Origin of the sequence: Enterobacter sp. T2 (genome assembly GCF_010692925.1) — a bacterium.
Classification (GTDB): domain Bacteria; phylum Pseudomonadota; class Gammaproteobacteria; order Enterobacterales; family Enterobacteriaceae; genus Enterobacter; species Enterobacter kobei.
The window spans coordinates 4433249-4459174 of record NZ_CP048736.1; the positions used below are offsets into that span (position 1 = coordinate 4433249).

Here is a 25926-nt window from a genome sequence, read left to right on the forward strand (position 1 = left end):
GCTACCCCTCGCTTTTCAGGTGCAGAGTGAACATCCAGCGCCCTTGGCTATCCTGCCGAAGCTCCCCTTCAGGCCCGGGCGTAAAGCCGGCGAGTTGTCTCACCCCGTTGCGCAGCGCAGAGAGAGCCGGAAGGGTGGAGGCATACCCGATCATCATCAGCGCGGGAGGCTGATAACGCAGCTCTGTCAGCCAGACCTGTGGGGGCATGGCGCGGGAAAGTGATTCCAGCACCGGTTGCCATGCGTGTCGTTGCAGCGTGCCCGCAGGCTTCTGCGTCACGGTGGTCAGTTTCTGGCGAGACATAAGGCCACGCTGCACGGACTGGGTTCCCACAAGCTGACTTTGCAGCGCGCGCAGCGTTACCTGATGGTTCATTCGCAGACTGAAAACGATCATGAGGATCAGCAGCGACGTGCTGATAAACATGCCGCCCCAGAAACGCAGGCATCGCGCGCGACGCTGCTGACGCCAGGGCAGGAAATTGGTGACGTTCATTCAGGCTCCTCACTCATAGCCAGTGCCAGCGCGACGGTAAAGTCAGCTCCGCATTCGGGGAGAGGAGCATGGCAGCGTTGCAGGGTTTCCCATGGCGTCCGTTGGGTATCAAACAGCGCGATGTCGTTCGGGTTGAGGGCCAGCAGCGCCGCCAGCTCAGTGACGTTTTCTGCTTCCGTGGTGTATCGACGTCCCCACTGGTGGCGCATGGCCCACAGCCATTGATGCTGATCCCGCCAGGCGACGCACGGCGTCGGTGCTACCGCAGGGAGCAGGTTCCCCAGCGCGCTGGCATCCGGGGTGATGGTCGCCAGCCGCAAATGCAGTGTTTTCGCCAGCGCCAGCAGCGTTTCAACCTCCTTGTTTTGTGCGGCAGTGACGTGATACGTATTGCTGAACGTATCCTGGGTGTAATCGAAACAGAGGGTATCTGCGGACATCTCCAGTTCGCGCGAGAGCGACGCGCCCAGCCATGAGAGCTGTTCGCTGTCGCGCAGCGCAACCGCCGGGCGGGGAAGCGACCTTTGCAGAGTGCGCGCGGCTGGGAATGAGAGATAGACCCGGTGATAATGCGGCAGCGTCTTTCGCCAGTCGCGCAACGCATCAACCAGCTGTTCCGGCTGGCAAATTTTGCCGTCACGAATCGTGCCTTCAGCAAGAGTGAATGCCCACCAGCGGCGTAAACACCAGCCGCCTCTCTCCCGGGCCAGCGCCGCAATCAGCACCCTATCCTGTTGAATATGAACGCCCGTTTGCCATGTTTTGAAAGCCATACTTCACGATCTCCTTATCGCCCGTCGCCGTGACGGCTATATCAATGAATCAGGCTTGCCTTTATACTACCGCGCGATTGTTTAGAAACTGCCCAAGTGAAACCAAATGGGAAATCTCCGGTGAAGTTCGTAAAGTATTTATTCATCCTTGCAGTCTGTTGCATTCTGCTGGGAGCAGGCTCGATTTACGGTTTGTACAAATATATTGAGCCACAGCTACCTGATGTCGCCACGCTTCGCGATGTGCGGCTCCAGATCCCGATGCAAGTCTATAGCGCCGATGGCGAATTGATGGCGCAGTATGGCGAGAAGCGTCGTATCCCGCTGACCTTAAACCAAATTCCGCCCGTGATGGTGAAAGCCTTTATCGCCACCGAGGACAGCCGTTTTTACGAGCACCACGGTGTCGATCCGGTGGGGATTTTCCGCGCCGCGAGCATTGCGTTGTTCTCTGGTCATGCCTCCCAGGGGGCAAGTACCATTACGCAGCAGCTGGCGCGTAACTTCTTCCTCAGCCCTGAAAAAACGCTGATACGTAAGATCAAAGAGGTGTTCCTGGCGATCCGTATTGAGCAGTTGCTGAGCAAGGACGAAATCCTTGAGCTGTACCTCAATAAAATCTACCTGGGCTACCGTGCTTATGGCGTGGGGGCTGCGGCACAGGTGTATTTCGGTAAACCGGTGGATCAACTCACCTTAAGCGAAATGGCCACCATCGCCGGTCTGCCTAAAGCGCCTTCTACGTTTAACCCGCTCTATTCGCTCGATCGCGCCACCTCGCGTCGTAACGTCGTCCTGTCACGTATGCTGAGCGAAGGCTATATCAGCCAGAGCGAGTACGACCAGGCGCGCAACGATGTCATTGACGCCAACTACCACGCCCCTGAGATCGCCTTCTCTGCGCCTTACCTGACCGAAATGGTGCGCCAGGAGATGGTGAGCCGTTATGGCGACAAGGCCTATGAAGATGGCTATCGCGTGTACACCACCGTCACTCGCAAAGTGCAGCAGGCGGCTCAGGAGGCGGTGCGCAACAACGTGATGGACTACGACATGCGTCACGGCTATCGCGGCCCGTCAAACGTGCTCTGGAAAGTGGGTGAAAGCGCGTGGGACAGCAAAAAAATCACCAGCACGCTGAGGGCGCTGCCAACCTATGGCCCGCTCCTCCCTGCTGTCGTGACGCAGGCCAATCCTCAGGAAGCCGTTGCGACCCTGGCGGATGGCACTTCCGTCTCCCTGCGTATGGACGGGATGCGTTGGGCACGACCTTACCGTTCGGACACTCTGCAAGGGCCAACCCCGCGTAAAGTCACCGATGTGGTACAGACCGGACAGCAAATCTGGGTGCGTAAGGTGGGCGATGCCTGGTGGCTGGCGCAGGTCCCTGACGTCAACTCGGCCCTGGTCTCGATCAACCCACAGAATGGTGCGGTCATGGCGCTGGTTGGCGGGTTCGATTTCAACCAGAGCAAGTTCAACCGCGCGACTCAGGCACTGCGTCAGGTTGGCTCCAACATCAAGCCGTTCCTCTACACCGCGGCGATGGATAAGGGCTTAACCCTTGCCAGCATCCTTAACGACGTGCCTATCTCCCGCTGGGACGCTGGTGCCGGTTCCGACTGGCAGCCGAAAAACTCGCCTGCGGAATATGCCGGCCCTATTCGTCTTCGTCAGGGTCTGGGACAGTCGAAAAACGTGGTGATGGTACGTGCCATGCGCGCAATGGGCGTTGACTATGCGGCAGAGTATCTGCAGCGTTTCGGCTTCCCGGCGCAGAACATCGTTCGCACCGAGTCGCTGGCGTTAGGCTCCGCTTCCTTTACGCCGCTTCAGGTCGCACGTGGATACTCGGTGATGGCCAACGGTGGCTTCCTGGTTGACCCGTTCTTCATCAGTAAAATCGAGAACGATCAGGGCGGCGTGCTGTTTGAGGCAAAACCGAAAATTGCCTGCCCTGAGTGTGATATCCCGGTCATTTACGGCAATACACCGAAATCCGAGGTGCTTGAAAACAAGGACATGGAAGACCCTGCCGTGTCTCAGGAGCAGCCGAATATCGTTGTACCGCAGCCACAGCTGGAGCAGGCTAACCAGTCGCTGGTTGCACAGACCGGCGCGCAGGAGTATGCCCCGCATGTGATCAACACGCCGCTGTCGTTCCTGATCAAGAGCGCGCTGAACACCAACATCTTCGGTGAACCAGGCTGGCAGGGTACCGGCTGGCGTGCGGGACGCGATTTACAGCGCCATGATATCGGCGGTAAAACGGGTACCACCAACAGCTCGAAAGATGCATGGTTCTCCGGCTACGGTCCGGGCGTAGTGACCTCGGTGTGGATCGGTTTCGACGATCATCGCCGTGACTTAGGTCGTACCACGGCATCCGGCGCGATTAAAGATCAGATTTCCGGCTACGAAGGCGGCGCGAAAAGCGCACAACCGGCGTGGGATGCGTACATGAAATCCGTTCTTGAAGGCGTACCAGAGCAGCCATTAACGCCACCGCCGGGTGTGGTCACGGTCAATATCGACCGTAGCACCGGACAGCTCGCTAATGGCGGTAATAGCCGCGCCGAGTATTTCATCGAAGGCACGCAGCCAACCACGCAGGCGGTGCATGAGGTGGGTACAGAGATTATTGATAACGGCGAAACGCACGAGCTGTTCTAAGCATAAAAATGCCCGGTAAAAACCGGGCAAAGAATCCCAGGCCGGGTAAGGCGAAGCCGCTACCCGGCTTTTTTATGACCTACAACCGCCCCTGCCCCTTCAACCATTCCCGAACCAGGAACAACGCGCTCACGTTGCGGGCCTCGTTAAAGTCTGGGTCTTCCAGCAGATCCATCAGATGCGCCAGCGGCCAGCGCACCTGCGGCAGCGGTTCCGGCTCATCTCCCTCCAGCGATTCAGGGTAGAGATCTTCAGCCACCACAATATTCATTTTGCTGGAAAAATAGGACGGCGCCATGCTCAGTTTTTTCAGGAACGACAGCTCATTCGCACCAAAACCCACCTCTTCTTTCAGCTCACGGTTTGCCGCTTCAAAGACCGTTTCGCCCTGGTCGATCAGTCCTTTGGAGAACCCAAGTTCGTAAGATTCTGTTCCCACGGCGTATTCGCGGATCAAAATCAGATGATCGTCGACGATAGGGACAATCATCACCGCTTCGCGCGAAGAGGGGCGCATACGTTCATAAACACGACGCACACCGTTGCTGAACTCCAGGTCCACACTTTCAACATTAAACAGGCGCGATTTGGCGACAGTTTCAACATTCAGAATGGTGGGTTTTTGTAGTGGTTTGCTCATCTTGATGGGGTCTTAACAGTGTGAACTGGCTTTATTGTGCGATATGCCGCACGGTTTCGGCAATGTCAATCGCTCTTTATTTACATTTATGCAACGTAGCTGGGATCAATCCTCAATTCAAAACAAATGTCAAGAGGTTGAAATGTTTCCAGGAATTTGCTGATATCGCGCCATAAGAGGCTTTGCTATCATCACCGGTCACTGGGATGCGCTTCAGAATGCTCAAGTTCGACTCCATACTTGCCGATAGCCAGCCACAGACTCTCATTCAATGTAAAGGTGCTACTGATTACACCTGTAAGAAGATTAGTAAGATGGGGAAAGCATGAGCACCATTTTGATTGTTCTCGCTGCTATGCTGGCCAGCGCATTGATTGCAGGGTGGCTGTACTGGCGACGCGCACAGCGCCGTTACCGGCTGCCTTTTTTAAATGCCTTCGCGGGTGCGACCACCCGTAAACTCGCGCAAGATGAGCGCGATGCAGTTGAAAACTATCTCGAAACGCTGAACCGTACCCAGTTATCGCCTGGGCCGACGGGAGCTACAGCTGCGCCTGTCGCACTGAAACTTAACGCGCAGAGCGACACCGTGCTCTGCGTGACGCGTTCCATTACTCGCTACGGTATCACAACGGACGACCCCAACAAGTGGCGCTACTATCTTGATTCCGTCGAGGTACATCTGCCCCCCTCCTGGGAACAGTACATTAACGACGAAAACAGCGTTGAGCTGATTCATACCGATTCGCTGCCGCTGGTTATCTCGCTTAACGGTCATACCCTGAGTGAATATCTTCACGAAGCTCCGCGTTTTGCGCTGGAACGCGCGAGTTCAACACAGGCCTCCATTCGTGGCGAAGAGACCGAGCAGATCGAACTGCTGAACATTCGTCAGGAAACGCATGAAGAATACGCCCTGAGCCGTCCGGACGGCATCCGTGAAGCCATTCTGATCGTTGCCGCTTTCCTGCTCTTTTTTGTCTGCCTGCTGACGCCGGACGTCTTTGTTCCGTGGCTGGCAGGGGGCGCTGTGCTGCTTCTGGCTGCCGGACTGTGGGGGCTTTTTGCACCGCCGGCCAAAACCTCGTTGCGGGAGATCCACTGCCTGCGCGGCACACCAAAGCGCTGGGGTCTGTTCGGTGAAAACGATCAGGAGCATCTCAACAATATTTCGCTCGGTATTATCGACCTTATCTATCCGCGCCACTGGCAACCGTGGATCGCGCAGGATTTAGGGCAGAAAACCGATATTGATATCTACCTTGACCGCCACGTTGTGCGTCAGGGACGCTTCCTGTCTCTGCATGATGAAGTAAAAAATTTCCCGCTTCAGCACTGGCTCCGTAGCACGGTCATTGCTGGCGGCGCCGCGCTGGTGTTTATCATGCTGCTGCTTTTCGTACCGCTGGATATGCCCATCAAATTCACCCTGTCGTGGATTAAAGGCGCGCAGACCATCGAAGCGACCAGCGTCAACCAGCTGGATGAAGCAGGGGTGCGGGTGGGCGATACGCTGCGCCTGAAGGGAACCGGGATGTGTAATATCCACAGCCCGGGCGGATGGAACACGCGGCAGAGCTCGCCTTTCATGCCGTTCGACTGCTCGCAAATTATCTGGAACGACGCGCCGCCGCTGCCATTACCGGAATCCGAAGTGGTGAATAAAGCCACGGCGCTGACCCAGACGGTTAACCGCCAGCTGCACCCGAAAGCGGATGACGATTCACGCGTCAGCCCTGCGCTCCGTTCTGCCATCCAGAAGTCAGGCATGGTTCTCCTGGATGACTTTGGCGATATCGTTCTCAAAACCCAGGATTTATGTTCCTCGCAGGATGAGTGCATACGCCTCAAAAACGCGCTGGTTAACCTGGGGAACAGCAAAGACTGGGACTCACTGGTCAAACGCGCCGAAGCGGGACGACTGGACGGTGTCAACGTCCTGCTGCGTCCGGTAAGCGCCGAATCGCTGGATAACCTGGTCGCCACGTCGACATCGCCGTTTATGATGCGCGAAACCACCCGTGCGGCGCAGGCGCTCAACAGCCCGGCACCGGGCGGCTTTGTGATTGTCAGCGATGAGGGCAGCGACCTGGTCGATCAGCCTTACCCGCAGGTGGCGCTTTATGACTATCCGGCACAGGAGCAGTGGGGTCAGTTCCAGCGTCTGGCGCAGATGCTGATGCAAACCCCCTTCAGCGCCGAAGGGATTGTCACCAGTATTTATACCGATGCCAACGGCACCCGTCATATCGGCCTGCACAGGATGCCGGATAGCGCAGGATTGTGGCGATACATTGGCACCTCTCTGCTGATGATCGCCATGCTTATCGCCATTGTCTGGAACGGTATTATGGCGCTGCGCCGCTATCAACGCTCGCGCACCCGTCTTGCTGAGATCCAGCAATATTATGAAAATTGCCTTAATCCCAAGCTGATCCCCTCCTCCGAGAGCCTGATCTGATAACCTCGTTGCGCGACAAGATGTGCTACCCTGTCGCGCACGTTTCTTCTGGCTGGAGTTCCCCCTTATGCATCTTGATATCGACTGGCAGCAGGTCGACACCGTTCTGCTGGATATGGACGGCACGCTGCTCGATCTCGCCTTTGATAACTATTTCTGGCAAAAGCTGGTACCGGAAACCTACGGCGAACAGCAGGGTATCTCCCCGGCAGAAGCACAGGCATTCATTCGTTCGCAATATAGCGCGGCGCAACATACGCTAAACTGGTACTGTCTTGACTACTGGAGCGAGCGCCTCGGTTTGGATATTTGTGCCATGACCACCGCCCAGGGCCCGCGCGCGGTACTGCGCGAAGATACGGTTCCGTTCCTGGACGCGCTGAAAGCCAGCGGCAAGCGCCGTATTTTGCTGACCAACGCGCATCCACATAATCTGGCCGTGAAGCTGGAGCACACGGGGCTGGCATCGCACCTTGATTTATTGCTTTCTACCCACACATTTGGTTATCCGAAAGAGGATCAGCGGTTGTGGCATGCGGTGAAGGAAGAGACCGGCTTGCAGCCGGAACGCACGCTGTTCATTGACGACAGCGAGCCCATTCTGGATTCCGCGGCAACGTTTGGCATTCGCTATTGTCTGGGCGTCACCAATCCTGACTCTGGCCTGGCTGAAAAACGCTATCTGCGACATCCTGGACTGAACGACTACCGCCAGATGATCCCCTCACTGACCGTGAAGGAGACGCCATGAAAGAAAAACCCTCTGACGGGGTAAGACTGGATAAATGGCTGTGGGCGGCCCGTTTTTATAAAACGCGCGCCCTTGCCCGCGAGATGGTTGACGGCGGTAAAGTGCATTACAACGGCCAGCGCAGCAAGCCGAGCAAGCTGGTTGAGCTGAACGCCACCTTAACGCTACGCCAGGGCAACGATGAAAAAACGGTGGTGATTAAAGCCATTACCGAACAACGTCGGCCCGCATCGGAAGCCGCACTGCTTTATGAAGAGACGGCGGAAAGCGTTGAGAAACGCGAGAAGACCGCGCTGGCGCGCAAAATGAATGCGCTAACCATGCCCCACCCGGACCGGCGGCCGGATAAAAAAGAGCGCCGCGATCTGATGAAATTTAAACACGGTGAGACAGAGTAACCCTCACCCGCACGAGAGATGAAAATGGCCCAACACGACCAATTACACCGCTATCTGTTTGAACAATTCGCCGTGCGCGGCGAACTGGTCACCGTATCCGAAACCTGGAAACAGATTCTGGAAAACCACAATTACCCGCTGCCGGTGAAGACCCTGTTGGGCGAACTGCTGGTTGCCACCAGCCTGCTGACCGCGACGCTGAAATTTGCCGGTGATATTACCGTGCAGTTGCAGGGTGACGGCCCAATGACGCTGGCAGTGATCAACGGCAATAACCAGCAGCAGATGCGCGGCGTCGCACGCGTTCAGGGCGATGTGCCAGAAAATGCAGACCTCAAAACGCTGGTGGGGAATGGCTACCTGGTGATCACCATCTCCCCTGAGGAAGGTGAACGCTATCAGGGCGTGGTCGGCCTCGAAGGGGATACCCTGGCAGCCTGCCTGGAAGATTACTTCATGCGTTCTGAACAGCTGCCGACGCGTCTGTTCATCCGCACCGGTGAAGTGGATGGTCAGCCTGCTGCGGGCGGTATGCTGCTGCAAGTTCTGCCAGCCCAGGACGCACAGACCAATGACTTCGAGCACCTGGCGACGCTGACCGAAACCGTCAAAGCAGAAGAGCTGTTTAACCTGTCGGCGACTGACGTGCTGTGGCGTCTGTACCACGAAGAAGAAGTGACCGTTTACGACCCGCAGGCGGTGGAGTTCAAATGCACCTGTTCTCGCGAACGCTGCGCGGGTGCGCTGAAAACCCTGCCAGATGAAGAGATCGACAGCATCATGGCGGAAGACGGCGAAATTGATATGCACTGTGACTACTGCGGTACGCACTATGTGTTCAATTCAATGGATATCGCTGAGATCCGCAACAACGCCTCCCCGGCGGATCCGCAGGTTCACTAATACCCTTCCCTCTCCCCATCCAGTTCCCTCTCCCAGTGGGAGAGGGTTAGGGTGAGGGCAAAAAACCTCGCTTAAGCTGAATCGTTTTCCGTATGTAACTCTTACGTAATTTTCTTACGTGTATGCGATTACATTCACATTCTCTCCGATAAAATCACCAGCCTTTAACCTTTTCGGAACATTTTCCCCAACCAAAAAGCGATTCCTGCGATAATCCGCCTGCACTGTGACTGGAGTCGCAGCGTTTTCCGTTAGTAAGGGTTTTGTCCAGATGCGTAAATCTATGAGCCCCGTCGCGGTTAACAACCCCAGAAAAACCCTACAATTTCAGGCAGTACATATTGGCTAAGGAGCAGTGATATGCGTGTTACTGGTTTAACCCCGCAAGATCTCAAGGCTTATGGTATTCACGACGTCCAGGAAGTCGTCTACAACCCCGACTACGATACGCTGTATCAGGAAGAGCTCAATCCAGCACTGGAAGGATACGAGCGCGGTGTGTTGACGAATCTTGGTGCTATCGCCGTCGATACCGGTATTTTTACCGGTCGTTCGCCGAAAGATAAGTATATCGTCCGAGACGAAACCACCCGCGATACGCTGTGGTGGGCTGACAAAGGCAAAGGGAAGAACGACAACAAACCGCTCTCCCCGGAAACCTGGCAGCATCTGAAAGGGCTCGTCACCCATCAACTTTCTGGCAAGCGTCTGTTTATCGTAGACGCTTTCTGCGGCGCTAACGCCGACACCCGTCTCTCCGTACGTTTCATTACCGAAGTAGCCTGGCAGGCGCATTTCGTGAAGAACATGTTTATTCGTCCAACCGACGAAGAGCTGCAGGACTTCACGCCTGACTTCATCGTAATGAACGGTGCGAAATGCACTAACCCGCAGTGGAAAGAGCAGGGCCTGAACTCCGAAAACTTTGTCGCCTTCAACCTGACCGAGCGTATCCAGCTGATCGGCGGTACCTGGTACGGCGGCGAGATGAAGAAAGGGATGTTCTCGGTCATGAACTACCTGCTGCCACTGCGCGGCATCGCGTCCATGCACTGCTCGGCGAACGTCGGCGAGAAAGGCGATGTGGCGGTGTTCTTCGGCCTGTCCGGCACAGGGAAAACCACCCTCTCCACCGACCCGAAACGTCGTCTGATTGGCGATGACGAACACGGCTGGGACGATGACGGCGTGTTTAACTTTGAAGGCGGCTGCTACGCGAAGACCATTCGCCTGTCAGAAGAGGCTGAGCCGGATATCTTCCACGCAATCCGTCGCGATGCGCTGCTGGAAAACGTCACCGTACGTGCCGACGGCTCTATCGACTTTGACGACGCCTCGAAAACCGAAAACACGCGCGTGTCATACCCGATCTACCACATCGACAACATCGTGAAGCCGGTGTCAAAAGCGGGTCATGCTACGAAGGTGATTTTCCTGACGGCGGATGCCTTTGGCGTGCTGCCTCCGGTATCTCGCCTGACCGCCAGCCAGACGCAGTACCACTTCCTTTCTGGCTTTACGGCCAAACTGGCGGGTACCGAGCGCGGCGTGACGGAGCCAACCCCAACCTTCTCCGCCTGCTTCGGCGCAGCATTCCTGTCGCTGCACCCGACGCAGTACGCTGAAGTGCTGGTGAAACGCATGCAGGCGTCTGGCGCGCAGGCCTACCTGGTGAACACCGGCTGGAACGGGACTGGCAAACGTATCTCTATCAAGGATACTCGCGCCATTATCGACGCCATTCTGGATGGTTCTCTCGATAACGCCGAAACCTTCACGCTGCCGATGTTTGACCTGGCCATCCCAACGTCGCTGCCGGGTGTGGATACGCATATCCTCGACCCGCGCAATACGTACGGTTCGCCGGAGCAGTGGCGCGAGAAGGCAGAATCGCTGGCGAAGCTGTTTATTGAGAACTTCGAGAAATATACCGATACACCAGCGGGCGAAGCGCTGGTGAGTGCGGGACCGAAGCTGTAGGTAAAAGCAAAAAGGCAACGAAAGTTGCCTTTTTTAATGTTTTCCCCCTCTCCCAGTGGGAGAGGGCCGGGGTGAGGGCATCAGGCCGCACCGTTTAATGATTAACTCTCTTTCACCTGTCCGCGCGTCACCGGCACCGGTAACCAGGCGCGAATGCTCAGCCCACCCCGCTCGCTGGTGCCGATCTCCAGCAATCCGTTATGGTTATCGATAATACGCTGCACAATCGCCAGGCCTAAGCCCGTACCACTGGTGCTGCGCGCACTGTCGCCACGCACAAACGGCTGGAACAGATGATTACGCTGCTCGGGCTTAATACCCGGACCGTCATCTTCCACCTGGAACCAGGCGCGGTTGAGTTCAGACCCGCTGCTGACTTTAATCCAGCCGTTACCGTAGCGCGCCGCGTTGACCACCATGTTCGCCACCGCACGCTTAATGGAGAGCGGGTGCATACGGACCTGAATTTCACCGGCCTGAAGGGCAGTATCAATTTCACGTTCATAACCACTTTCCGCGGCCACCACTTCACCCAGCACCGCGTTCAGATCCGCCATCTCCATCGGCATCTCCTGCCCGGTACGGAGATAGTCGATGAACTGCTCGATGATGGCGTTACACTCTTCGATGTCCTTGTTGATGGACTCGGCGAGATAACCATCTTCTTCGCCCATCATCTCCGTTGCCAGACGGATACGCGTCAACGGCGTGCGCAGGTCATGACTGACGCCCGCCATCAGCAGCGTACGGTCATCCGCCAGCTGCTTCACGCCTGCGGCCATGTGGTTAAAGGCCCGCGTCACAGAACGCACTTCCGAGGCGCCATACTCGCGCAGCGGGGGAGGAATAATGCCTTTACCGACCTGCAGCGCAGCGTGCTCCAGGTCGACCAGCGGTCGGTTCTGTATACGGATAAACAGCCAGGCCCCGCCTATCGCCAGCAGCATAATGGCGAGCGTATAGCGGAACAGCGGCGAGAAATCGCCCTGATGGATTTCCGTCAGCGGAACGCGCACCCAGATGTTGGGTGACAGCCAGGTTTTCAGCCAGACGACAGGCGAGCTTTTGTTAACCTCAACGCGGACTTCCGTTGGGCCACCCAGCTGCTGCGCCATCTGCTGGCTAAGAAATTCGTAGTGCTGCGCCCAGCGCAAACCCGCGTCTTCTGCCGCCTCATTCGAGTAGAGCGAAATGCCCAGTTCACGGTAGATTTCACGGCGAAACGCCGGGGGAACGACCAGTTGCGTGCCGTCTTCCAGTTGCAGTTTATCGGTCATTAGCATACGGACTTCGTATGCCAGGACCTTATTAAACTGCTGGAGGCTCGGCAAAATCGCAAAGTTCAAAACCACCAGGTAGGTCGTCACCAGGCTGACGAACAGCAAGGTGACGATCAGTAACAGGGTGCGGGCAAATGAGCTTCGCGGCGAGAAGCGCATTCGCCTCATGCTTTAGAGCCGTCCGGGACAAACACGTAGCCCAGACCCCATACGGTCTGAATATAACGAGGATGCGCCGGATCTTCTTCCACCATGCGGCGCAGACGGGAGATCTGCACGTCGATGGAGCGTTCCATTGCGGAGTATTCGCGACCACGCGCCAGGTTCATCAGCTTGTCACGGGAAAGCGGCTCACGCGGGTGGCTGACCAGTGCTTTCAGCACCGCAAACTCACCGCTGGTGAGCGGCATTGGCTCATCTTCACGGAACATCTCACGCGTACCGAGGTTCAGCTTGAACTTGCCGAAGGCAATCACCGCTTCTTCCTGCGACGGTGCGCCAGGCAGCTCGTTCGCCTGACGACGCAGCACGGCACGAATACGCGCCAGCAGTTCACGCGGGTTAAACGGTTTTGGAATGTAGTCATCCGCGCCGATTTCGAGGCCCACGATACGGTCAACTTCTTCACCCTTCGCGGTCACCATGATGATCGGCATCGGGTTACTCTGGCTACGCAGACGACGGCAGATAGAGAGCCCGTCCTCGCCCGGCAGCATCAGGTCGAGAACCATCAGATGGAAAGATTCACGGGTTAGCAGACGATCCATCTGCTCAGCGTTCGCGACGCTACGAACCTGGAAGCCCTGCTCGGTCAGATAACGCTCCAGCAGCGCACGCAGGCGCATGTCGTCATCCACGACCAGAATTTTGTAGTTCTCTTGCATTGTGTGTACTCCCAAAGGTTCGGATAGTCTTTGTGACAGCGTATTCTAAAAAAGTGCACGTATTCGACCAGCGAAATCTGGTATAAATTCTAGTCGAAATTGTTACAAAGCATATTTAACAGCAGCTTATCTGCTCATTTCATCACATAAATCATTATTAATCCTGTCTGTTACACTGTGCGGTACGTATTGTGCGCCAGACAGAAAACCGGCAGCAAAGGCTTTACCATGAAAACGCCCCTGATCACCCGCGAAGGGTACGAAAAACTCAAAAAAGAGATGGATTACCTGTGGCGAGAAGAGCGCCCTGAAGTAACCAAAAAGGTGACCTGGGCGGCAAGCCTGGGCGATCGCAGCGAAAATGCTGACTACCAGTACAACAAAAAGCGACTGCGTGAGATTGACCGTCGGGTACGCTACCTGACCAAGTGCCTTGAGAACCTGAAAATTGTCGATTACTCCCCGCAGCAGGAGGGCAAAGTGTTCTTCGGCGCGTGGGTGGAGATTGAAAACGACGACGGTGACACCCTGCGTTTTCGCATTGTCGGCTACGATGAAATTTTTGGTCGTAAGGATTACATCTCCATCGACTCCCCGATGGCCCGCGCGCTGCTGAAAAAGGAAGTGGGTGATTTGGCCGTCGTTCAGACTCCCGCCGGTGAAGCCAGCTGGTACGTCAATGAGATCGTCTACGTAAAATAGTCCGAGAGCGCCCTCCCCGGCTGGCATTTTGCCGTGTCAGCCCGTATAACTATCCCCTGATTTTTCGACTCAACAGATGATAAAGCCATGATGAAAGATTCGCTCTGCCGCATTATTGCGGGTGAACTTCAGGCCAGAGCCGAACAGGTAGAAGCTGCCGTTCGCCTGCTTGATGAAGGGAACACCGTGCCGTTTATTGCACGTTATCGTAAGGAAGTCACCGGCGGTCTGGATGACACGCAGCTGCGTAACCTGGAAACCCGTCTGGGATACCTGCGTGAACTGGAAGACCGTCGTCAGGCGATCCTCAAATCCATTGGCGAACAGGGCAAGCTGACCAGCGAACTGGAAAGCGCCATTAACGGCACCCTGAGCAAAACCGAACTCGAAGATCTCTATCTGCCTTACAAACCGAAGCGCCGCACGCGCGGGCAGATCGCGATTGAAGCAGGCCTTGAGCCGCTGGCCGACCTGCTGTGGAATGAGCCGTCCCACCATCCGGAAACTGAGGCGGCGAAATTCATCGATGCCGACAAAGGCGTCGCGGACACCAAGGCCGCCCTCGACGGTGCGCGTTACATTCTGATGGAACGCTTTGCCGAAGACGCCGCCCTGCTGGCTAAAGTGCGTGATTACCTGTGGAAGAATGCGCACATCGTCTCTACCGTCGTGGCGGGGAAAGAGGACGAAGGCGCGAAATTCCGCGACTACTTCGATCACCACGAACCGATATCTACCACCCCATCACACCGTGCGCTGGCAATGTTCCGCGGCCGCAACGAAGGTGTGCTGCAGCTCTCTCTGAACGCTGATCCGCAGTTTGACGAGCCGCCGAAAGAGAGCCACTGCGAGCAGATCATCATTGACCATCTCGGCCTGCACCTTAACAACGCTCCGGCAGACAGCTGGCGCAAAGGCGTGGTGAGCTGGACCTGGCGCATCAAGGTGCTGATGCACCTCGAAACCGAGCTGATGGGCACCGTGCGCGAGCGCGCCGAAGATGAAGCGATCAACGTTTTCGCCCGTAACCTGCATGACCTGCTGATGGCGGCGCCTGCTGGCCTGCGCGCGACCATGGGTCTCGATCCGGGCCTGCGTACCGGCGTGAAAGTGGCGGTGGTTGACGGCACCGGCAAGCTGGTCGCCACTGACACCATCTATCCGCACACCGGACAGGCAGCGAAAGCGGCTGTCGTGGTTGCCGCTCTGTGTGAAAAATACAACGTCGAGCTGGTCGCCATCGGTAACGGTACGGCGTCCCGCGAGACTGAACGTTTCTTCCTCGACGTGCAGAAGCAGTTCCCGAAAGTCACGGCGCAGAAGGTGATCGTCAGCGAAGCGGGCGCATCAGTCTATTCCGCCTCCGAGCTGGCGGCGCAGGAATTCCCGGACCTGGACGTTTCATTGCGCGGCGCGGTCTCTATCGCCCGTCGTTTGCAGGATCCGCTGGCGGAGCTGGTGAAAATTGATCCGAAATCCATCGGCGTGGGCCAGTACCAGCACGATGTGAGCCAGACTCAGCTGGCACGCAAGCTGGATGCGGTCGTAGAAGACTGCGTAAACGCCGTCGGTGTTGACCTGAATACCGCCTCCGTGCCGCTGCTGACCCGCGTGGCGGGCTTAACCCGCATGATGGCGCAGAACATCGTCGCCTGGCGTGATGAGAACGGCCAGTTCCAGAACCGTCAGCAGCTGCTGAAGGTGAGCCGTCTGGGGCCGAAAGCGTTTGAGCAATGCGCGGGCTTCCTGCGCATCAACCACGGCGATAACCCGCTGGATGCCTCCACCGTTCACCCGGAAGCCTACCCGGTGGTGGAACGTATTCTGGCCGCCACCCAGCAGGCGCTAAAGGACCTGATGGGCGATAGCAGTGCCCTGCGCAACCTCAAAGCGGTGGATTTCACCGACGATAAATTTGGTGTGCCAACCGTCACCGATATCATCAAAGAGCTGGAAAAACCGGGCCGCGATCCGCGTCCTGAGTTCAAAACGGCGACCTTTGCTGACGGCATCGAGACCATGAACGATCTGCTGCCCGGCATGGTGCTGGAAGGTGCGGTAACTAACGTCACCAACTTCGGCGCGTTTGTGGATATCGGCGTGCATCAGGATGGCCTGGTTCACATCTCTTCTCTCGCCGACAAGTTCGTTGAAGACCCGCACACCGTGGTCAAAGCGGGCGACATCGTGAAGGTGAAAGTGCTGGAAGTGGACCTGCAGCGCAAACGTATCGCCCTGACCATGCGTCTGGACGAGCAGCCAGGCGACACCAACGCGCGTCGTGGCGGAAACGGTGGCGCTCGTGACTCCCAGCGCCCGGCCGCGAAAGCGGCAAAACCGCGCGGGCGTGATGCTCAGCCAGCGGGCAATAGCGCGATGATGGATGCGCTGGCGGCCGCGATGGGCAAGAAGCGCTAAGTGATAAACGCCCGGTGGCGCTACGCTTACCGGGCCTACGGTTTTGTAGGCCGGGCAAACGCAGTGCCGCCCGGCAAGCAGGCCGCAAAGAATTAAAACAAATAGAGTGCATCCATATTTAAACCACTAATTATCACTTCATTAACAAATAACTCTCTTCTCTTTATCTCCGCATTTCAGCAAATATTGAGCAAAGTCAAACAGGCCGTAAATTAATACACCAAACAACATTCCGTCACAGTTTTATTATTGCTGATAAAAACTATTCTCATTATCATCCCATAGTAGATAATTTAACCTTTCGTGGAAGCAGGCGTTATGCAATTCACTCCAGACAGTGCGTGGAAGATTACCGGTTTTACCCGCGAAATTAGCCCGGCCTATCGGCAAAAGCTGCTCTCGCTGGGCATGCTGCCCGGCTCGTCATTCCAGGTGGTGCGCGTGGCGCCGTTAGGCGATCCGGTTCACATTGAAACCCGACGCGTGAATCTGGTCCTGCGTAAAAAAGACCTCGCATTAATAGAAGTCGAAGCCTTATCCCGATAACGAGCCAGCGGTTTCAGTGAGTCTAAAAAAATGAAAAAATTAACTATTGGCTTAATTGGCAATCCTAATTCCGGCAAGACCACGCTATTTAACCAGCTCACGGGCGCGCGCCAGCGCGTCGGTAACTGGGCAGGCGTAACCGTTGAACGTAAAGAAGGCCAGTTCACGACAACGGATCATCAGGTCACTCTGGTTGACCTTCCCGGCACCTATTCCTTGACCACCATTTCGTCGCAGACCTCGCTCGATGAGCAAATTGCCTGCCACTACATTCTGAGCGGCGACGCGGATCTGCTGATCAACGTGGTCGACGCCTCCAACCTCGAGCGCAACCTCTACCTGACGCTGCAACTGCTGGAGCTGGGTATTCCCTGCATCGTGGCGCTCAACATGCTCGACATTGCAGAGAAACAAAAGCTGCGCATCGACGTCGATGCCCTCTCCGCGCGCCTGGGTTGCCCGGTAGTGCCGCTGGTCTCAACGCGCGCTCGCGGGATTGATGCCCTGAAGCTGGCGATTGACCGTCACACGGGAAATCACGACGTTGAGCTGGTGCATTACGCCCGCCCGCTGCTGCGCGAAGCCGATCTGCTGGCGCAGGAGATGGACAAAAGCATGCCTGCAAAACAGCGCCAGTGGCTCGGCCTGCAGATGCTGGAAGGCGATATCTATAGCCGCGCCTATGCCGGACATGCGGCAGATAAACTGGACGCGACGGTGGCCCGTCTCAGCGACGAGCTGGACGACCCGGCGCTGCACATCGCCGATGCACGATACCAGGCCATCGCCTCGATTTGCGACGTGGTCAGTAATGCCCTGACGGCGGAACCCAGCCGCTTTACGGCGGCGGTGGATAAGATTGTACTCAACCGCTTCCTCGGTTTGCCGATCTTCCTGCTGGTGATGTACGTGATGTTCCTGCTCGCCATCAACATCGGCGGCGCACTCCAGCCGATTTTTGACGCCGGTTCCGTCGCGATCTTTGTACACGGGATTCAGTGGGTGGGTTACACCCTGCACTTCCCGGAGTGGCTGACCATTTTCCTCGCTCAGGGGCTCGGCGGGGGCATTAACACCGTTCTGCCGCTGGTACCGCAGATCGGCATGATGTATCTGTTCCTCTCGTTCCTGGAAGATTCAGGTTATATGGCGCGCGCCGCGTTCGTCATGGACCGCCTGATGCAGGCCCTGGGTTTGCCCGGCAAATCCTTCGTACCGCTGATTGTCGGCTTCGGCTGTAACGTGCCGTCGGTCATGGGTGCCCGTACCCTAGATGCTCCGCGTGAACGCCTGATGACCATTATGATGGCGCCGTTTATGTCCTGCGGTGCGCGTCTGGCCATCTTCGCCGTCTTTGCGGCCGCCTTCTTTGGTCAGCAGGGCGCGCTGGCAGTCTTCTCGCTGTATGTTCTGGGCATCGTGATGGCGATCCTGACCGGTTTAATGCTCAAGCACACGATTATGCGCGGTGAAGCCTCACCGTTTGTCATGGAGCTGCCGGTCTATCACGTTCCACACCTGAAAAGCCTGGTGATCCAGACCTGGCAACGCCTGAAAGGGTTTGTGCTGCGCGCCGGTAAGGTGATTGTCATCGTCAGCATTTTCCTGAGCGCGCTGAACAGCTTCACCCTCAGCGGTCAGGCAGCAGATAACATCAACGATTCTGCCCTCGCCTCCGTCAGCCGCATCATCACGCCGGTCTTCAAACCGATTGGCGTGCATGAGGATAACTGGCAGGCGACCGTGGGCCTGTTCACCGGTGCGATGGCGAAAGAGGTGGTTGTCGGCACCCTGAACACGCTCTACACCGCGGAGAACATCCAGGAACAGGAATTTAATCCGGCAGCGTTTCACCTCGGTGATGAACTGCTGGGTGCCGTCGAGGAGACCTGGCAGAGCCTGAAAGATACCTTCAGCCTCAGCGTGCTGGCGAACCCGATTGAGGCCAGCAAAGGCGACGGTGAAATGGCGACGGGTGCCATGGGCGTGATGGGCGAGAAATTTGGTAGCGCATCTGCGGCCTACAGCTATCTCATCTTTGTTCTGCTCTATATTCCGTGCATCTCCGTCATGGGAGCGATTGCGCGTGAATCCAGTCGCGGCTGGATGGGCTTCTCCATTCTGTGGGGGCTGAATATCGCTTACTCGCTGGCGACGCTGTTTTATCAGACCGTTAATTTCAGTCAGCACCCACGCTACAGCCTGGTTTGTATCCTCGCGGTTGTCCTGTTTAACGTGATTGTTCTTGGCCTGCTGCGCCGGGCACGCAGCCGCGTCGATATCGACCTGCTGGCAAATCGTAAAACCGCCGCGACCTGCTGCAACAGCCCGGCGGGCGACTGTCACTAAGGAGCACACCATGGCGTCATTGATTCATGTGCGTGACATGCTGGCTCTGCAGGGCCGGATGGAGGCGAAACAGCTGAGCCTCAGCCTGCATACGCCCCAGCCGATGATCGATGCCATGCTGGAACGCCTTGAAGCCATGGGTAAAGCCGTGCGGATCCAGGAGGAGGCAGAGGGTTGCCTCTCTGGCAGTTGTAAAAGTTGTCCGGAAGGAAAGGCTTGCCTGCGGGAGTGGTGGGCACTGCGCTAATACTGCACTCATAAAGCCGGGCATCGCTGCCCGGCTTTATCATATTACTTATAGACGTCCGCGGTGGCGCGTACGTTTTTGGTCTGTTTTTCTGCACTGGTGACGACGTAGTACGTCCCGCCCATTTCATCCGCTTTCTTCGACAGCTCTTTTCTCGCATCCATCGGCGCGGTGGTGTCAGACGTAGAAATCTCACCGATTTTCGTCAGATTCATGCCGGCAACTTTATCTTTTTCCAGCTCTTTTGCCGCAAAGACGCCAAATGACAGTGACCCAATAACCAGAGAAGTGACAATACCTGTAACAAGTTTCATAGCCTGACTCTCCATAGGATTGTTGTTTTGATCATCGTAGGCATAACAACCGCAACGACATCTGGAGTATGGTTGCGGTGTGTAACTTTTTCCAGGCTGGATAGAAAATAATCAGTCTAAACGTTGACTTAACGCAATGAGCGCTGAACAAAATTCCGTCGGATGAGAGATAAACGGGGCATGCGCGGCTTTGGCAATGACCTGCGATTCGCTGTCCGGCCAGAGGGAGTCCAGCAAGGGCACCACTTTGCGCGGCACCAGCCCGTCAAGATAACCATAGATACGCAGATGCGGCATCGTCAGCGCGGCCAGCGGCTCACGCAGATCGACCGTTTTCAGAATTTCAAGGCCGCCGTTGAGCACCTCAACGTCCGGCATCGGCAAAGAGAGCACCACCTGCTTCAGCGCTCTGGCATCCTGTCGCGCGGTTTCGGTGCCCATCGTCTGTAGCGCGAGGAACCGCTCTACGGTCCGCTGGAAATCGTCACTCAGCTGCTGCTGGAAACCCGCCAGCACGTCAGGCTTTATGCCGGGCCACGTCTCCTGCGCGCTAAAGCAGGGCGATGAGGCCACCGTCACCAGCGCATTTACGCGCTCGGGCCAGGAAAGCGCAATCTGGCTTGCCACCAGCCCGCCCAGACTCCAGCCCAGCCAGATGGCATGTTGTGGCGCCGCGTTCAGCACCTCCTGCGCCATCTCTTCGAGCGTCATCGCACCATAACCATGGCTACGGCCATACCCCGGTAGATCAACCAGATGTAACGTAAATTGCGAGGCAAGTTCCTCGTTTATGCAATGCCATACTTCTGCATTCAGGCCCCATCCGTGCAGCAGCACAAGATGGCAATTTCCTGTCCCAACGGTCTGCCACCACAGCGTCTTCATCAGTTACTGTTCTCTTTTTTCACATGGAGGTTGAACATGCTAACAGTGCCCGGCTTGTGCTGGCTATGCAAAATGCCGCTTGCCCTTAGCGCCTGGGGCGTCTGTTCCGTCTGCACGCGTTCGCTGGAAAGGCGTATCACCACCTGCCCACAATGTGGTTTACCCGCCGCGAACCGCTATTTACCCTGTGGCCGCTGCCTGAAAAAACCCCCGCCGTGGAGCGCGCTGGTGGCGGTGGATGATTACGTTCGACCGCTGAGCAGGCTGATTCACGCCCTGAAGTTTTCCGGCCACAGTTCGCTGGCACCGCCCCTTGCCCGCCTGTTATTGCTGGCGGTTTTACAGGCACGGCGAACCCGCGCCCTGCCGAAAATTGATATGGTGGTCAATGTTCCCCTGTATCGCCGTCGCCACTGGCGGCGTGGTTACAATCAGAGCGACCTGCTCTGCCGTCCGCTCGCCCGCTGGCTCGGCTGTCGATACACTGCCAGCGCACTCACCCGCGTACATGCCACCGCCGTTCAGCATCAGCTCAACGCCCGGCTGCGCAAAAGAAACCTCAAAAATGCCTTTCGCCTTGAATTGGCGGTTAACGGCCTCCATATCGCGATTGTGGATGATGTCGTCACCACAGGCAGTACCGTTGCTGAACTTTCCCGACTGCTTTTGCGAAGCGGCGCCGCGTCGGTTCAGGTATGGTGTCTGTGCCGTACCTTGTAGCCCTTCTTCAATGGGCGTATGATTATACCCAGGTAATTTAGTCAACTATTAGGCCAAAGCTATGATCCGTATTTCCGATTCTGCACAAGCGCACTTTGCCAAACTGCTGGCAAATCAGGAAGAAGGGACGCAGATCCGCGTGTTTGTGATTAACCCGGGCACGCCGAATGCAGAATGCGGTGTCTCTTATTGTCCGCCAGACGCTGTGGAAGCAACTGACACTGCCCTTAAGTTTGAACAGCTCACCGCTTATGTTGATGAGCTGAGCGCGCCGTATCTTGAAGATGCGGAGATCGACTTCGTCACCGACCAGCTGGGCTCTCAGCTGACCCTGAAAGCGCCGAACGCCAAAATGCGTAAAGTCTCCGACGATGCCCCGCTGATGGAGCGCGTTGAATATCTGCTGCAATCCCAGATCAACCCCCAACTGGCGGGCCATGGTGGTCGCGTTTCCCTGATGGAAATCACGGAAGATGGCCTGGCGATCCTGCAGTTTGGCGGCGGCTGTAACGGTTGCTCTATGGTCGATGTTACGCTGAAAGAAGGGATCGAGAAGCAGCTGCTGAACGAGTTCCCGGAGCTGAAAGGCGTACGTGACCTGACCGAGCACCAGCGCGGCGAGCATTCTTACTACTAAGCCGTCTGCCTTTGCCCGGTGGCGCTGCGCTTACCGGGCCTACAAAACAGTTACTGCATCCGAATCGCAGGCCGGGTCAGGCGAAGCCGCCACCCGGCTTTTGTTTTCCCGCCGCGCCTCCTCTATATGTTGACCTGCGTCTCATAATTCACATTTTGCCTGCCTGGGTGATTCTCAACCACGCCATGTTACCCGTATCATTCTCGTGGGCACTAAGCACACTCATAACAGCCGACTAAACTTAATGGTTTGCAAGGCATCAGTATTAGTGCCGTTACTTCTCTGTTCCCAGTTGGGACAATCGGAATGTGTCGTTGAAACAATGACGTTACCCATAACAATTCAAAGGCCAGGTAAATCATGCCATTAGTCATCGTTGCTATCGGTGTTGTGTTATTACTGCTCTTGATGATCCGTTTCAAAATGAATGGATTTATCGCTCTGGTTCTGGTGGCACTTGCAGTCGGTCTGATGCAGGGTATGCCGCTGGTTAAAGTTATCAGCTCCATTAAAGCCGGTGTCGGCGGCACGCTCGGCAGCCTGGCGCTGATCATGGGCTTCGGTGCCATGCTCGGCAAAATGCTGGCAGACTGCGGCGGCGCGCAGCGTATTGCCACCACGCTTATCGACAAATTTGGTAAGAAGAACATTCAGTGGGCAGTGGTATTGACCGGTTTTACCGTCGGTTTCGCGCTGTTCTATGAAGTGGGCTTCGTGCTGATGCTGCCACTGGTGTTCACCATCGCAGCGGCGGCTAACATTCCGCTGCTGTTTGTGGGTGTGCCAATGGCTGCGGCGCTGTCCGTGACCCACGGCTTCCTGCCACCTCACCCGGGCCCAACGGCAATCGCCACCATCTTCCACGCCGATATGGGTAAAACCCTGCTGTTCGGTACGATTCTGGCAATCCCGACCGTGATTCTGGCAGGCCCGGTATATGCCCGCTTCCTGAAAGGTATCGATAAGCCAATTCCGGAAGGTCTGTACAGCGCGAAAACCTTCACCGAAGAAGAGATGCCTGGCTTTGGCGTCAGCGTCTGGACCTCACTGGTACCGGTGATCCTGATGGCGATGCGCGCCGTGGCAGAGATGATCCTGCCGAAAGGTCATGCGTTCCTGGGCGTGGCAGAATTCCTGGGCGATCCGGTCATGGCTACGCTGATTGCCGTCCTGATCGCGATGTTCACCTTCGGTCTGAACCGGGGTCGTTCAATGGATCAGATCAACGACACATTGACCTCTTCCATCAAAATTATTGCCATGATGCTCCTGATCATCGGCGGTGGCGGTGCGTTCAAGCAGGTGCTGGTTGACAGCGGCGTGGACAAATACATCGCTGCGATGATGCATGAAACCAACGTGTCGCCGCTCCTGATGGCCTGGTCTATTGCCGCGGTTCTGCGTATTGCGCTGGGTTCTGCAACCGTTGCTGCGATTACTGCAGGCGGTATCGTTGCGCCGCTGATTGCCACCACGGGCGTCAGTCCTGAGCTGATGGTTATCGCGGTCGGTTCCGGTAGCGTGATTTTCTCTCACGTGAACGACCCGGGCTTCTGGCTGTTTAAGGAGTACTTCAACCTGACCATCGGTGAAACCATCAAGTCCTGGTCCGCGCTGGAAACCATTATTTCGGTGTGTGGCCTGGTTGGGGTGCTGCTGTTGAATATGGTGGTTTGATGTCATAAGTCGGGTGGCGGCTTCGCCTTACCCGACCTACTGGCTCCATGTAGGCCCGGTAAGCGTAGCGCCACCGGGCAATAAAAAACCCGCCACTGGCGGGTTTTTTATCACTTCTTAGCAGCCGCTTTTCGCCGCTTATCCAAATCCTTAATCAGCCTGTTCACCCCGTCATCGGCAAACATCTTCTCAAGCGTTGTGGACAATTTGCGACGCCAGTTCTTGTACTGATAGCTGGTGCCCGGGATGTTCACCGGCTCCGCCATATCAATCCAGTCTTCCGGCTGAAGGCCAAGCAGAGCGCTGTTGCTGTCGGCAATATAGCGCTGCAAACCGCGGTTGAGCGTTGGCGTCATCGCCATCAGCGACGCCTTGTGACCGGCGCGCTTCGGCAGGCAGCCATGCTTATGCAGCGCATCCAGCAGCCCCTGCTTCGCCAGCTCGCGATCCTGATACAGCCCGCGCAGAACCTCTTCATCAGGATAGAGACCCAGCGTTTTCCCGAGCGTCAGATCGCCGCTTTCCCAGTAGCCTCTGAGCGTAGGAAGATCATGCGTCGTCGCGACTGCCATTGACTGTTCTGGATACGCTTTCGGCGCGCGGAAGGTTTTCTCATGGTCGTTTTCAAAATAGAGCACTTTATAGGAGTACACGCCGCTGTCGCGGAGCTTGCTGACAATTTCCACCGGCACGGTACCGAGATCTTCCCCGATCACCATACACTGGTGACGCTTACTCTCCAGGGCCAGGATCGACAGCAGATCGTCTACCGGATACTGGACGTACGCGCCGTGATCGGCCGTTTCACCGTAAGGGATCCACCACAGGCGCAGTACGGACATGACGTGGTCAATACGCAGCGCGCCACAGTTTTGCATGTTCGCGCGCAGCAGGTCGATAAACGGCTCGTAGGCGCGCGCCGCCATCACGTGCGGATCCATCGGCGGCAAGCCCCAGTTCTGACCGAGCGGCCCAAGGATATCCGGCGGCGCACCGACGGACGCTTTCAGGCAGTAAAGCTCACGGTCACACCAGGTTTCCGCGCCGCCTTCTGCCACACCGACGGCCAGGTCGCGATACAGGCCGATCGGCATGTTATAGCCCTGGCTTACCTGCCAGCAGGCGGCAAACTGGCTGTAGGCCAGCCACTGCAGCCACAGATAGAAGTCCACCTCGTCGGCATGCGTTTTACAGAAGGCTTTGACTTCCGGGGTGTCCACGGACTGGTACGCTTCCGGCCAGACCGGCCAGCCCCAGCGCATTTCGTCCTCTTTCACCTGATACGCGTGCAGCGCATCGAATGCCGCCTGCCAGTAGAGGCTTTCGCCTTCCTGCGTCACAAACTGGCGGAAGGCCGCCATCTGATCGTCATTGCGTTTAGCAAAGCCTTTCCAGGCCAGACGCAGCGCCGCCATTTTTAGCGCGGTTACAGTAGCATAATCGACCCAGTCCGCTTCGCGGGCCTGTTTCAGCATCTGCTTCGTGGTCTCAAGCTTCCACCACGCCTGCGCGTCTTTACTGTTTTTAAAATCATCCAACGCGTTAACGTCGATATAAATGACGTTCAGCCAGCGACGGGAGGACGGGCTGTACGGGCTGGCGCTTTCCGGGTTCGCCGGATAGAGCGCGTGGATCGGGTTGAGGCCGATGAACGCGCCGCCGCGCTCACCCACGGAGGCCAGCATATTCTTCAGATCGCCAAAATCGCCAATGCCCCAGTTGCTGTCGGAACGCAGCGTGTAGAGCTGCACGCAGGCGCCCCACAGCTTTTTGCCTTCGAGCAGCGCCTGCGGCTCATAGCAGCGTTTTGGCGCGACGATCACCCGACAGTGAAAACGCTGCTCGTCCTGGGTGAGCGTCAGGCTGTGATAGCCCTCCGGCAGTTTCGCCGGAAGGTTAAACGCTTTGCCGCCGGTGGCGTGGCCTTTATGCTGATGCCCCTCTTCGGTGGTGAGCAGCCAGCTAAACTCGCCGCGCCCCTCCACCGTCAGCGACATTTTTTTGCCCGCAGTAAAGACCTTTACGTTTGGCACCGGTAGTGCCGACGCTTTCGCGTCGGCTTTGTGCATGGCATTCAGCAAACGTCTTTTGGTGTCCGCACCAATAGACTGCGGTTTGCCGTGCGCATTGATGTAACTGAGGCTAATTCCCGCCGCCTGCGCGGCACTGTCCAGACGTTTACTCTCCATCGC

22 protein-coding genes are annotated in these 25926 nt (G+C 56.7%); 14 read left to right on the plus strand and 8 right to left on the minus strand.

Annotated elements, in window-relative coordinates; translation table 11 throughout:
• Position 1 precedes the first annotated feature (1 nt).
• Positions 2–496 (minus strand): PilN domain-containing protein, encoded by a 495-nt coding sequence (locus G0034_RS21315; RefSeq protein ID WP_023331484.1) that lies wholly within the window; start codon positions 494–496, stop codon positions 2–4.
• Positions 493–1269, minus strand: a complete 777-nt coding sequence (locus tag G0034_RS21320) for a type IV pilus biogenesis protein PilM (protein ID WP_023331485.1) — start codon at positions 1267–1269, stop codon at positions 493–495. Before G0034_RS21320 ends, G0034_RS21315 begins: the two co-directional genes overlap by 4 nt.
• A gap of 120 nt (positions 1270–1389) precedes the next feature.
• On the opposite strand from G0034_RS21320, the gene mrcA reads away from it, so the two are divergent.
• A complete protein-coding gene (gene mrcA / locus G0034_RS21325) occupies positions 1390–3942 on the plus strand; it encodes a peptidoglycan glycosyltransferase/peptidoglycan DD-transpeptidase MrcA (RefSeq protein ID WP_014885532.1) in 2553 nt (850 codons plus the stop codon).
• Between the two features lie 79 nt (positions 3943–4021).
• Here the strand turns inward: mrcA and nudE are convergent, their stop codons facing one another.
• Positions 4022–4582, minus strand: coding sequence for an ADP compounds hydrolase NudE (gene nudE / locus G0034_RS21330; RefSeq protein ID WP_179121257.1), 561 nt, complete (start codon positions 4580–4582; stop codon positions 4022–4024).
• 325 nt (positions 4583–4907) lie between these two features.
• On the opposite strand from nudE, the gene G0034_RS21335 reads away from it, so the two are divergent.
• The 5 genes from G0034_RS21335 (at position 4908) to pckA (ending at position 11075) form a co-directional block, all read left to right on the plus strand.
• Positions 4908–7043, plus strand: coding sequence for an intracellular growth attenuator family protein (locus tag G0034_RS21335; protein WP_014885533.1), 2136 nt, complete (start codon positions 4908–4910; stop codon positions 7041–7043).
• Positions 7044–7110: 67 nt separating this feature from the next.
• Positions 7111–7794: a GMP/IMP nucleotidase gene (gene yrfG, locus G0034_RS21340; protein WP_059372990.1), complete on the plus strand. Its 684-nt coding sequence runs from the start codon at positions 7111–7113 to the stop codon at positions 7792–7794.
• Positions 7791–8192, plus strand: a complete 402-nt coding sequence (hslR, locus tag G0034_RS21345; protein WP_014885535.1) for a ribosome-associated heat shock protein Hsp15 — start codon at positions 7791–7793, stop codon at positions 8190–8192. Before yrfG ends, hslR begins: the two co-directional genes overlap by 4 nt.
• An 18-nt stretch (positions 8193–8210) precedes the next feature.
• The gene (gene hslO / locus G0034_RS21350) at positions 8211–9095 is read left to right on the plus strand and encodes an Hsp33 family molecular chaperone HslO (protein WP_162184515.1); all 885 of its coding nucleotides are present in this window, start codon (positions 8211–8213) and stop codon (positions 9093–9095) included.
• 360 nt (positions 9096–9455) lie between these two features.
• Positions 9456–11075, plus strand: coding sequence for a phosphoenolpyruvate carboxykinase (ATP) (gene pckA / locus G0034_RS21355; RefSeq protein WP_023331490.1), 1620 nt, complete (start codon positions 9456–9458; stop codon positions 11073–11075).
• A gap of 101 nt (positions 11076–11176) precedes the next feature.
• Here pckA and envZ read toward each other — a convergent pair whose 3' ends face one another.
• Positions 11177–12523 (minus strand): two-component system sensor histidine kinase EnvZ, encoded by a 1347-nt coding sequence (gene envZ / locus G0034_RS21360; protein ID WP_179121258.1) that lies wholly within the window; start codon positions 12521–12523, stop codon positions 11177–11179.
• On the minus strand, positions 12520–13239 hold the full coding sequence (gene ompR, locus G0034_RS21365; protein ID WP_001157751.1) for an osmolarity response regulator transcription factor OmpR: 720 nt from the start codon (positions 13237–13239) through the stop codon (positions 12520–12522). The genes envZ and ompR overlap by 4 nt, the downstream gene beginning before the upstream one ends.
• A 228-nt stretch (positions 13240–13467) precedes the next feature.
• On the opposite strand from ompR, the gene greB reads away from it, so the two are divergent.
• From greB to feoC, 5 genes are all read left to right on the plus strand, one after another.
• Entirely contained in the window at positions 13468–13941 is a 474-nt protein-coding gene (gene greB / locus G0034_RS21370) for a transcription elongation factor GreB (RefSeq protein ID WP_014885539.1), read from the plus strand.
• An 87-nt stretch (positions 13942–14028) separates the two neighbouring features.
• The gene (locus G0034_RS21375; protein ID WP_045135552.1) at positions 14029–16359 is read left to right on the plus strand and encodes a Tex family protein; all 2331 of its coding nucleotides are present in this window, start codon (positions 14029–14031) and stop codon (positions 16357–16359) included.
• Between the two features lie 318 nt (positions 16360–16677).
• Entirely contained in the window at positions 16678–16905 is a 228-nt protein-coding gene (gene feoA, locus G0034_RS21380) for a ferrous iron transporter A (RefSeq protein WP_008503050.1), read from the plus strand.
• 30 nt (positions 16906–16935) lie between these two features.
• Positions 16936–19254, plus strand: coding sequence for a Fe(2+) transporter permease subunit FeoB (gene feoB / locus G0034_RS21385; RefSeq protein ID WP_014885541.1), 2319 nt, complete (start codon positions 16936–16938; stop codon positions 19252–19254).
• Positions 19255–19264: 10 nt separating this feature from the next.
• Positions 19265–19501: a [Fe-S]-dependent transcriptional repressor FeoC gene (gene feoC / locus G0034_RS21390; RefSeq protein ID WP_069602427.1), complete on the plus strand. Its 237-nt coding sequence runs from the start codon at positions 19265–19267 to the stop codon at positions 19499–19501.
• 44 nt (positions 19502–19545) lie between these two features.
• Here the strand turns inward: feoC and G0034_RS21395 are convergent, their stop codons facing one another.
• Positions 19546–19815, minus strand: a complete 270-nt coding sequence (locus tag G0034_RS21395) for a YdgH/BhsA/McbA-like domain containing protein (RefSeq protein ID WP_014885543.1) — start codon at positions 19813–19815, stop codon at positions 19546–19548.
• A 111-nt stretch (positions 19816–19926) separates the two neighbouring features.
• Complete coding sequence (gene bioH / locus G0034_RS21400; RefSeq protein WP_023331493.1) at positions 19927–20700, minus strand: pimeloyl-ACP methyl ester esterase BioH; 774 nt, start codon at positions 20698–20700, stop codon at positions 19927–19929.
• Positions 20701–20736: 36 nt separating this feature from the next.
• Between bioH and gntX the strand changes: the two genes are divergently transcribed.
• The 3 genes from gntX to gntT all read left to right on the plus strand — a co-directional run bounded on the left by gntX (position 20737) and on the right by gntT (position 23734).
• Complete coding sequence (gntX, locus tag G0034_RS21405) at positions 20737–21420, plus strand: DNA utilization protein GntX (RefSeq protein ID WP_045135457.1); 684 nt, start codon at positions 20737–20739, stop codon at positions 21418–21420.
• Between the two features lie 61 nt (positions 21421–21481).
• Positions 21482–22057 (plus strand): Fe-S biogenesis protein NfuA, encoded by a 576-nt coding sequence (gene nfuA / locus G0034_RS21410; RefSeq protein WP_003861601.1) that lies wholly within the window; start codon positions 21482–21484, stop codon positions 22055–22057.
• A gap of 360 nt (positions 22058–22417) precedes the next feature.
• On the plus strand, positions 22418–23734 hold the full coding sequence (gntT, locus tag G0034_RS21415) for a gluconate transporter (protein WP_014885546.1): 1317 nt from the start codon (positions 22418–22420) through the stop codon (positions 23732–23734).
• A gap of 110 nt (positions 23735–23844) precedes the next feature.
• On the opposite strand, the gene malQ is transcribed toward gntT, so the two are convergent.
• Positions 23845–25923 (minus strand): 4-alpha-glucanotransferase, encoded by a 2079-nt coding sequence (gene malQ, locus G0034_RS21420; RefSeq protein WP_179121259.1) that lies wholly within the window; start codon positions 25921–25923, stop codon positions 23845–23847.
• Positions 25924–25926: the final 3 nt, after the last annotated feature.

Excerpts from the sequence above, each read along its gene's own strand:
- nfuA (WP_003861601.1), top strand. The coding sequence starts at position 21,482 with ATGATCCGTATTTCCGATTCTGCACAAGCGCACTTTGCCAAACTGCTG.
- nudE (WP_179121257.1), bottom strand. The coding sequence starts at position 4,582 with ATGAGCAAACCACTACAAAAACCCACCATTCTGAATGTTGAAACTGTC.
- feoA (WP_008503050.1), top strand. The coding sequence starts at position 16,678 with ATGCAATTCACTCCAGACAGTGCGTGGAAGATTACCGGTTTTACCCGC.
- hslR (WP_014885535.1), top strand. The coding sequence starts at position 7,791 with ATGAAAGAAAAACCCTCTGACGGGGTAAGACTGGATAAATGGCTGTGG.
- feoB (WP_014885541.1), top strand. The coding sequence starts at position 16,936 with ATGAAAAAATTAACTATTGGCTTAATTGGCAATCCTAATTCCGGCAAG.
- hslO (WP_162184515.1), top strand. The coding sequence starts at position 8,211 with ATGAAAATGGCCCAACACGACCAATTACACCGCTATCTGTTTGAACAA.
- pckA (WP_023331490.1), top strand. The coding sequence starts at position 9,456 with ATGCGTGTTACTGGTTTAACCCCGCAAGATCTCAAGGCTTATGGTATT.
- ompR (WP_001157751.1), bottom strand. The coding sequence starts at position 13,239 with ATGCAAGAGAACTACAAAATTCTGGTCGTGGATGACGACATGCGCCTG.
- gntX (WP_045135457.1), top strand. The coding sequence starts at position 20,737 with ATGCTAACAGTGCCCGGCTTGTGCTGGCTATGCAAAATGCCGCTTGCC.
- G0034_RS21395 (WP_014885543.1), bottom strand. The coding sequence starts at position 19,815 with ATGAAACTTGTTACAGGTATTGTCACTTCTCTGGTTATTGGGTCACTG.
- yrfG (WP_059372990.1), top strand. The coding sequence starts at position 7,111 with ATGCATCTTGATATCGACTGGCAGCAGGTCGACACCGTTCTGCTGGAT.
- G0034_RS21375 (WP_045135552.1), top strand. The coding sequence starts at position 14,029 with ATGATGAAAGATTCGCTCTGCCGCATTATTGCGGGTGAACTTCAGGCC.
- feoC (WP_069602427.1), top strand. The coding sequence starts at position 19,265 with ATGGCGTCATTGATTCATGTGCGTGACATGCTGGCTCTGCAGGGCCGG.
- bioH (WP_023331493.1), bottom strand. The coding sequence starts at position 20,700 with ATGAAGACGCTGTGGTGGCAGACCGTTGGGACAGGAAATTGCCATCTT.
- G0034_RS21335 (WP_014885533.1), top strand. The coding sequence starts at position 4,908 with ATGAGCACCATTTTGATTGTTCTCGCTGCTATGCTGGCCAGCGCATTG.
- malQ (WP_179121259.1), bottom strand. The coding sequence starts at position 25,923 with ATGGAGAGTAAACGTCTGGACAGTGCCGCGCAGGCGGCGGGAATTAGC.
- G0034_RS21320 (WP_023331485.1), bottom strand. The coding sequence starts at position 1,269 with ATGGCTTTCAAAACATGGCAAACGGGCGTTCATATTCAACAGGATAGG.
- envZ (WP_179121258.1), bottom strand. The coding sequence starts at position 12,523 with ATGAGGCGAATGCGCTTCTCGCCGCGAAGCTCATTTGCCCGCACCCTG.
- G0034_RS21315 (WP_023331484.1), bottom strand. The coding sequence starts at position 496 with ATGAACGTCACCAATTTCCTGCCCTGGCGTCAGCAGCGTCGCGCGCGA.
- greB (WP_014885539.1), top strand. The coding sequence starts at position 13,468 with ATGAAAACGCCCCTGATCACCCGCGAAGGGTACGAAAAACTCAAAAAA.
- gntT (WP_014885546.1), top strand. The coding sequence starts at position 22,418 with ATGCCATTAGTCATCGTTGCTATCGGTGTTGTGTTATTACTGCTCTTG.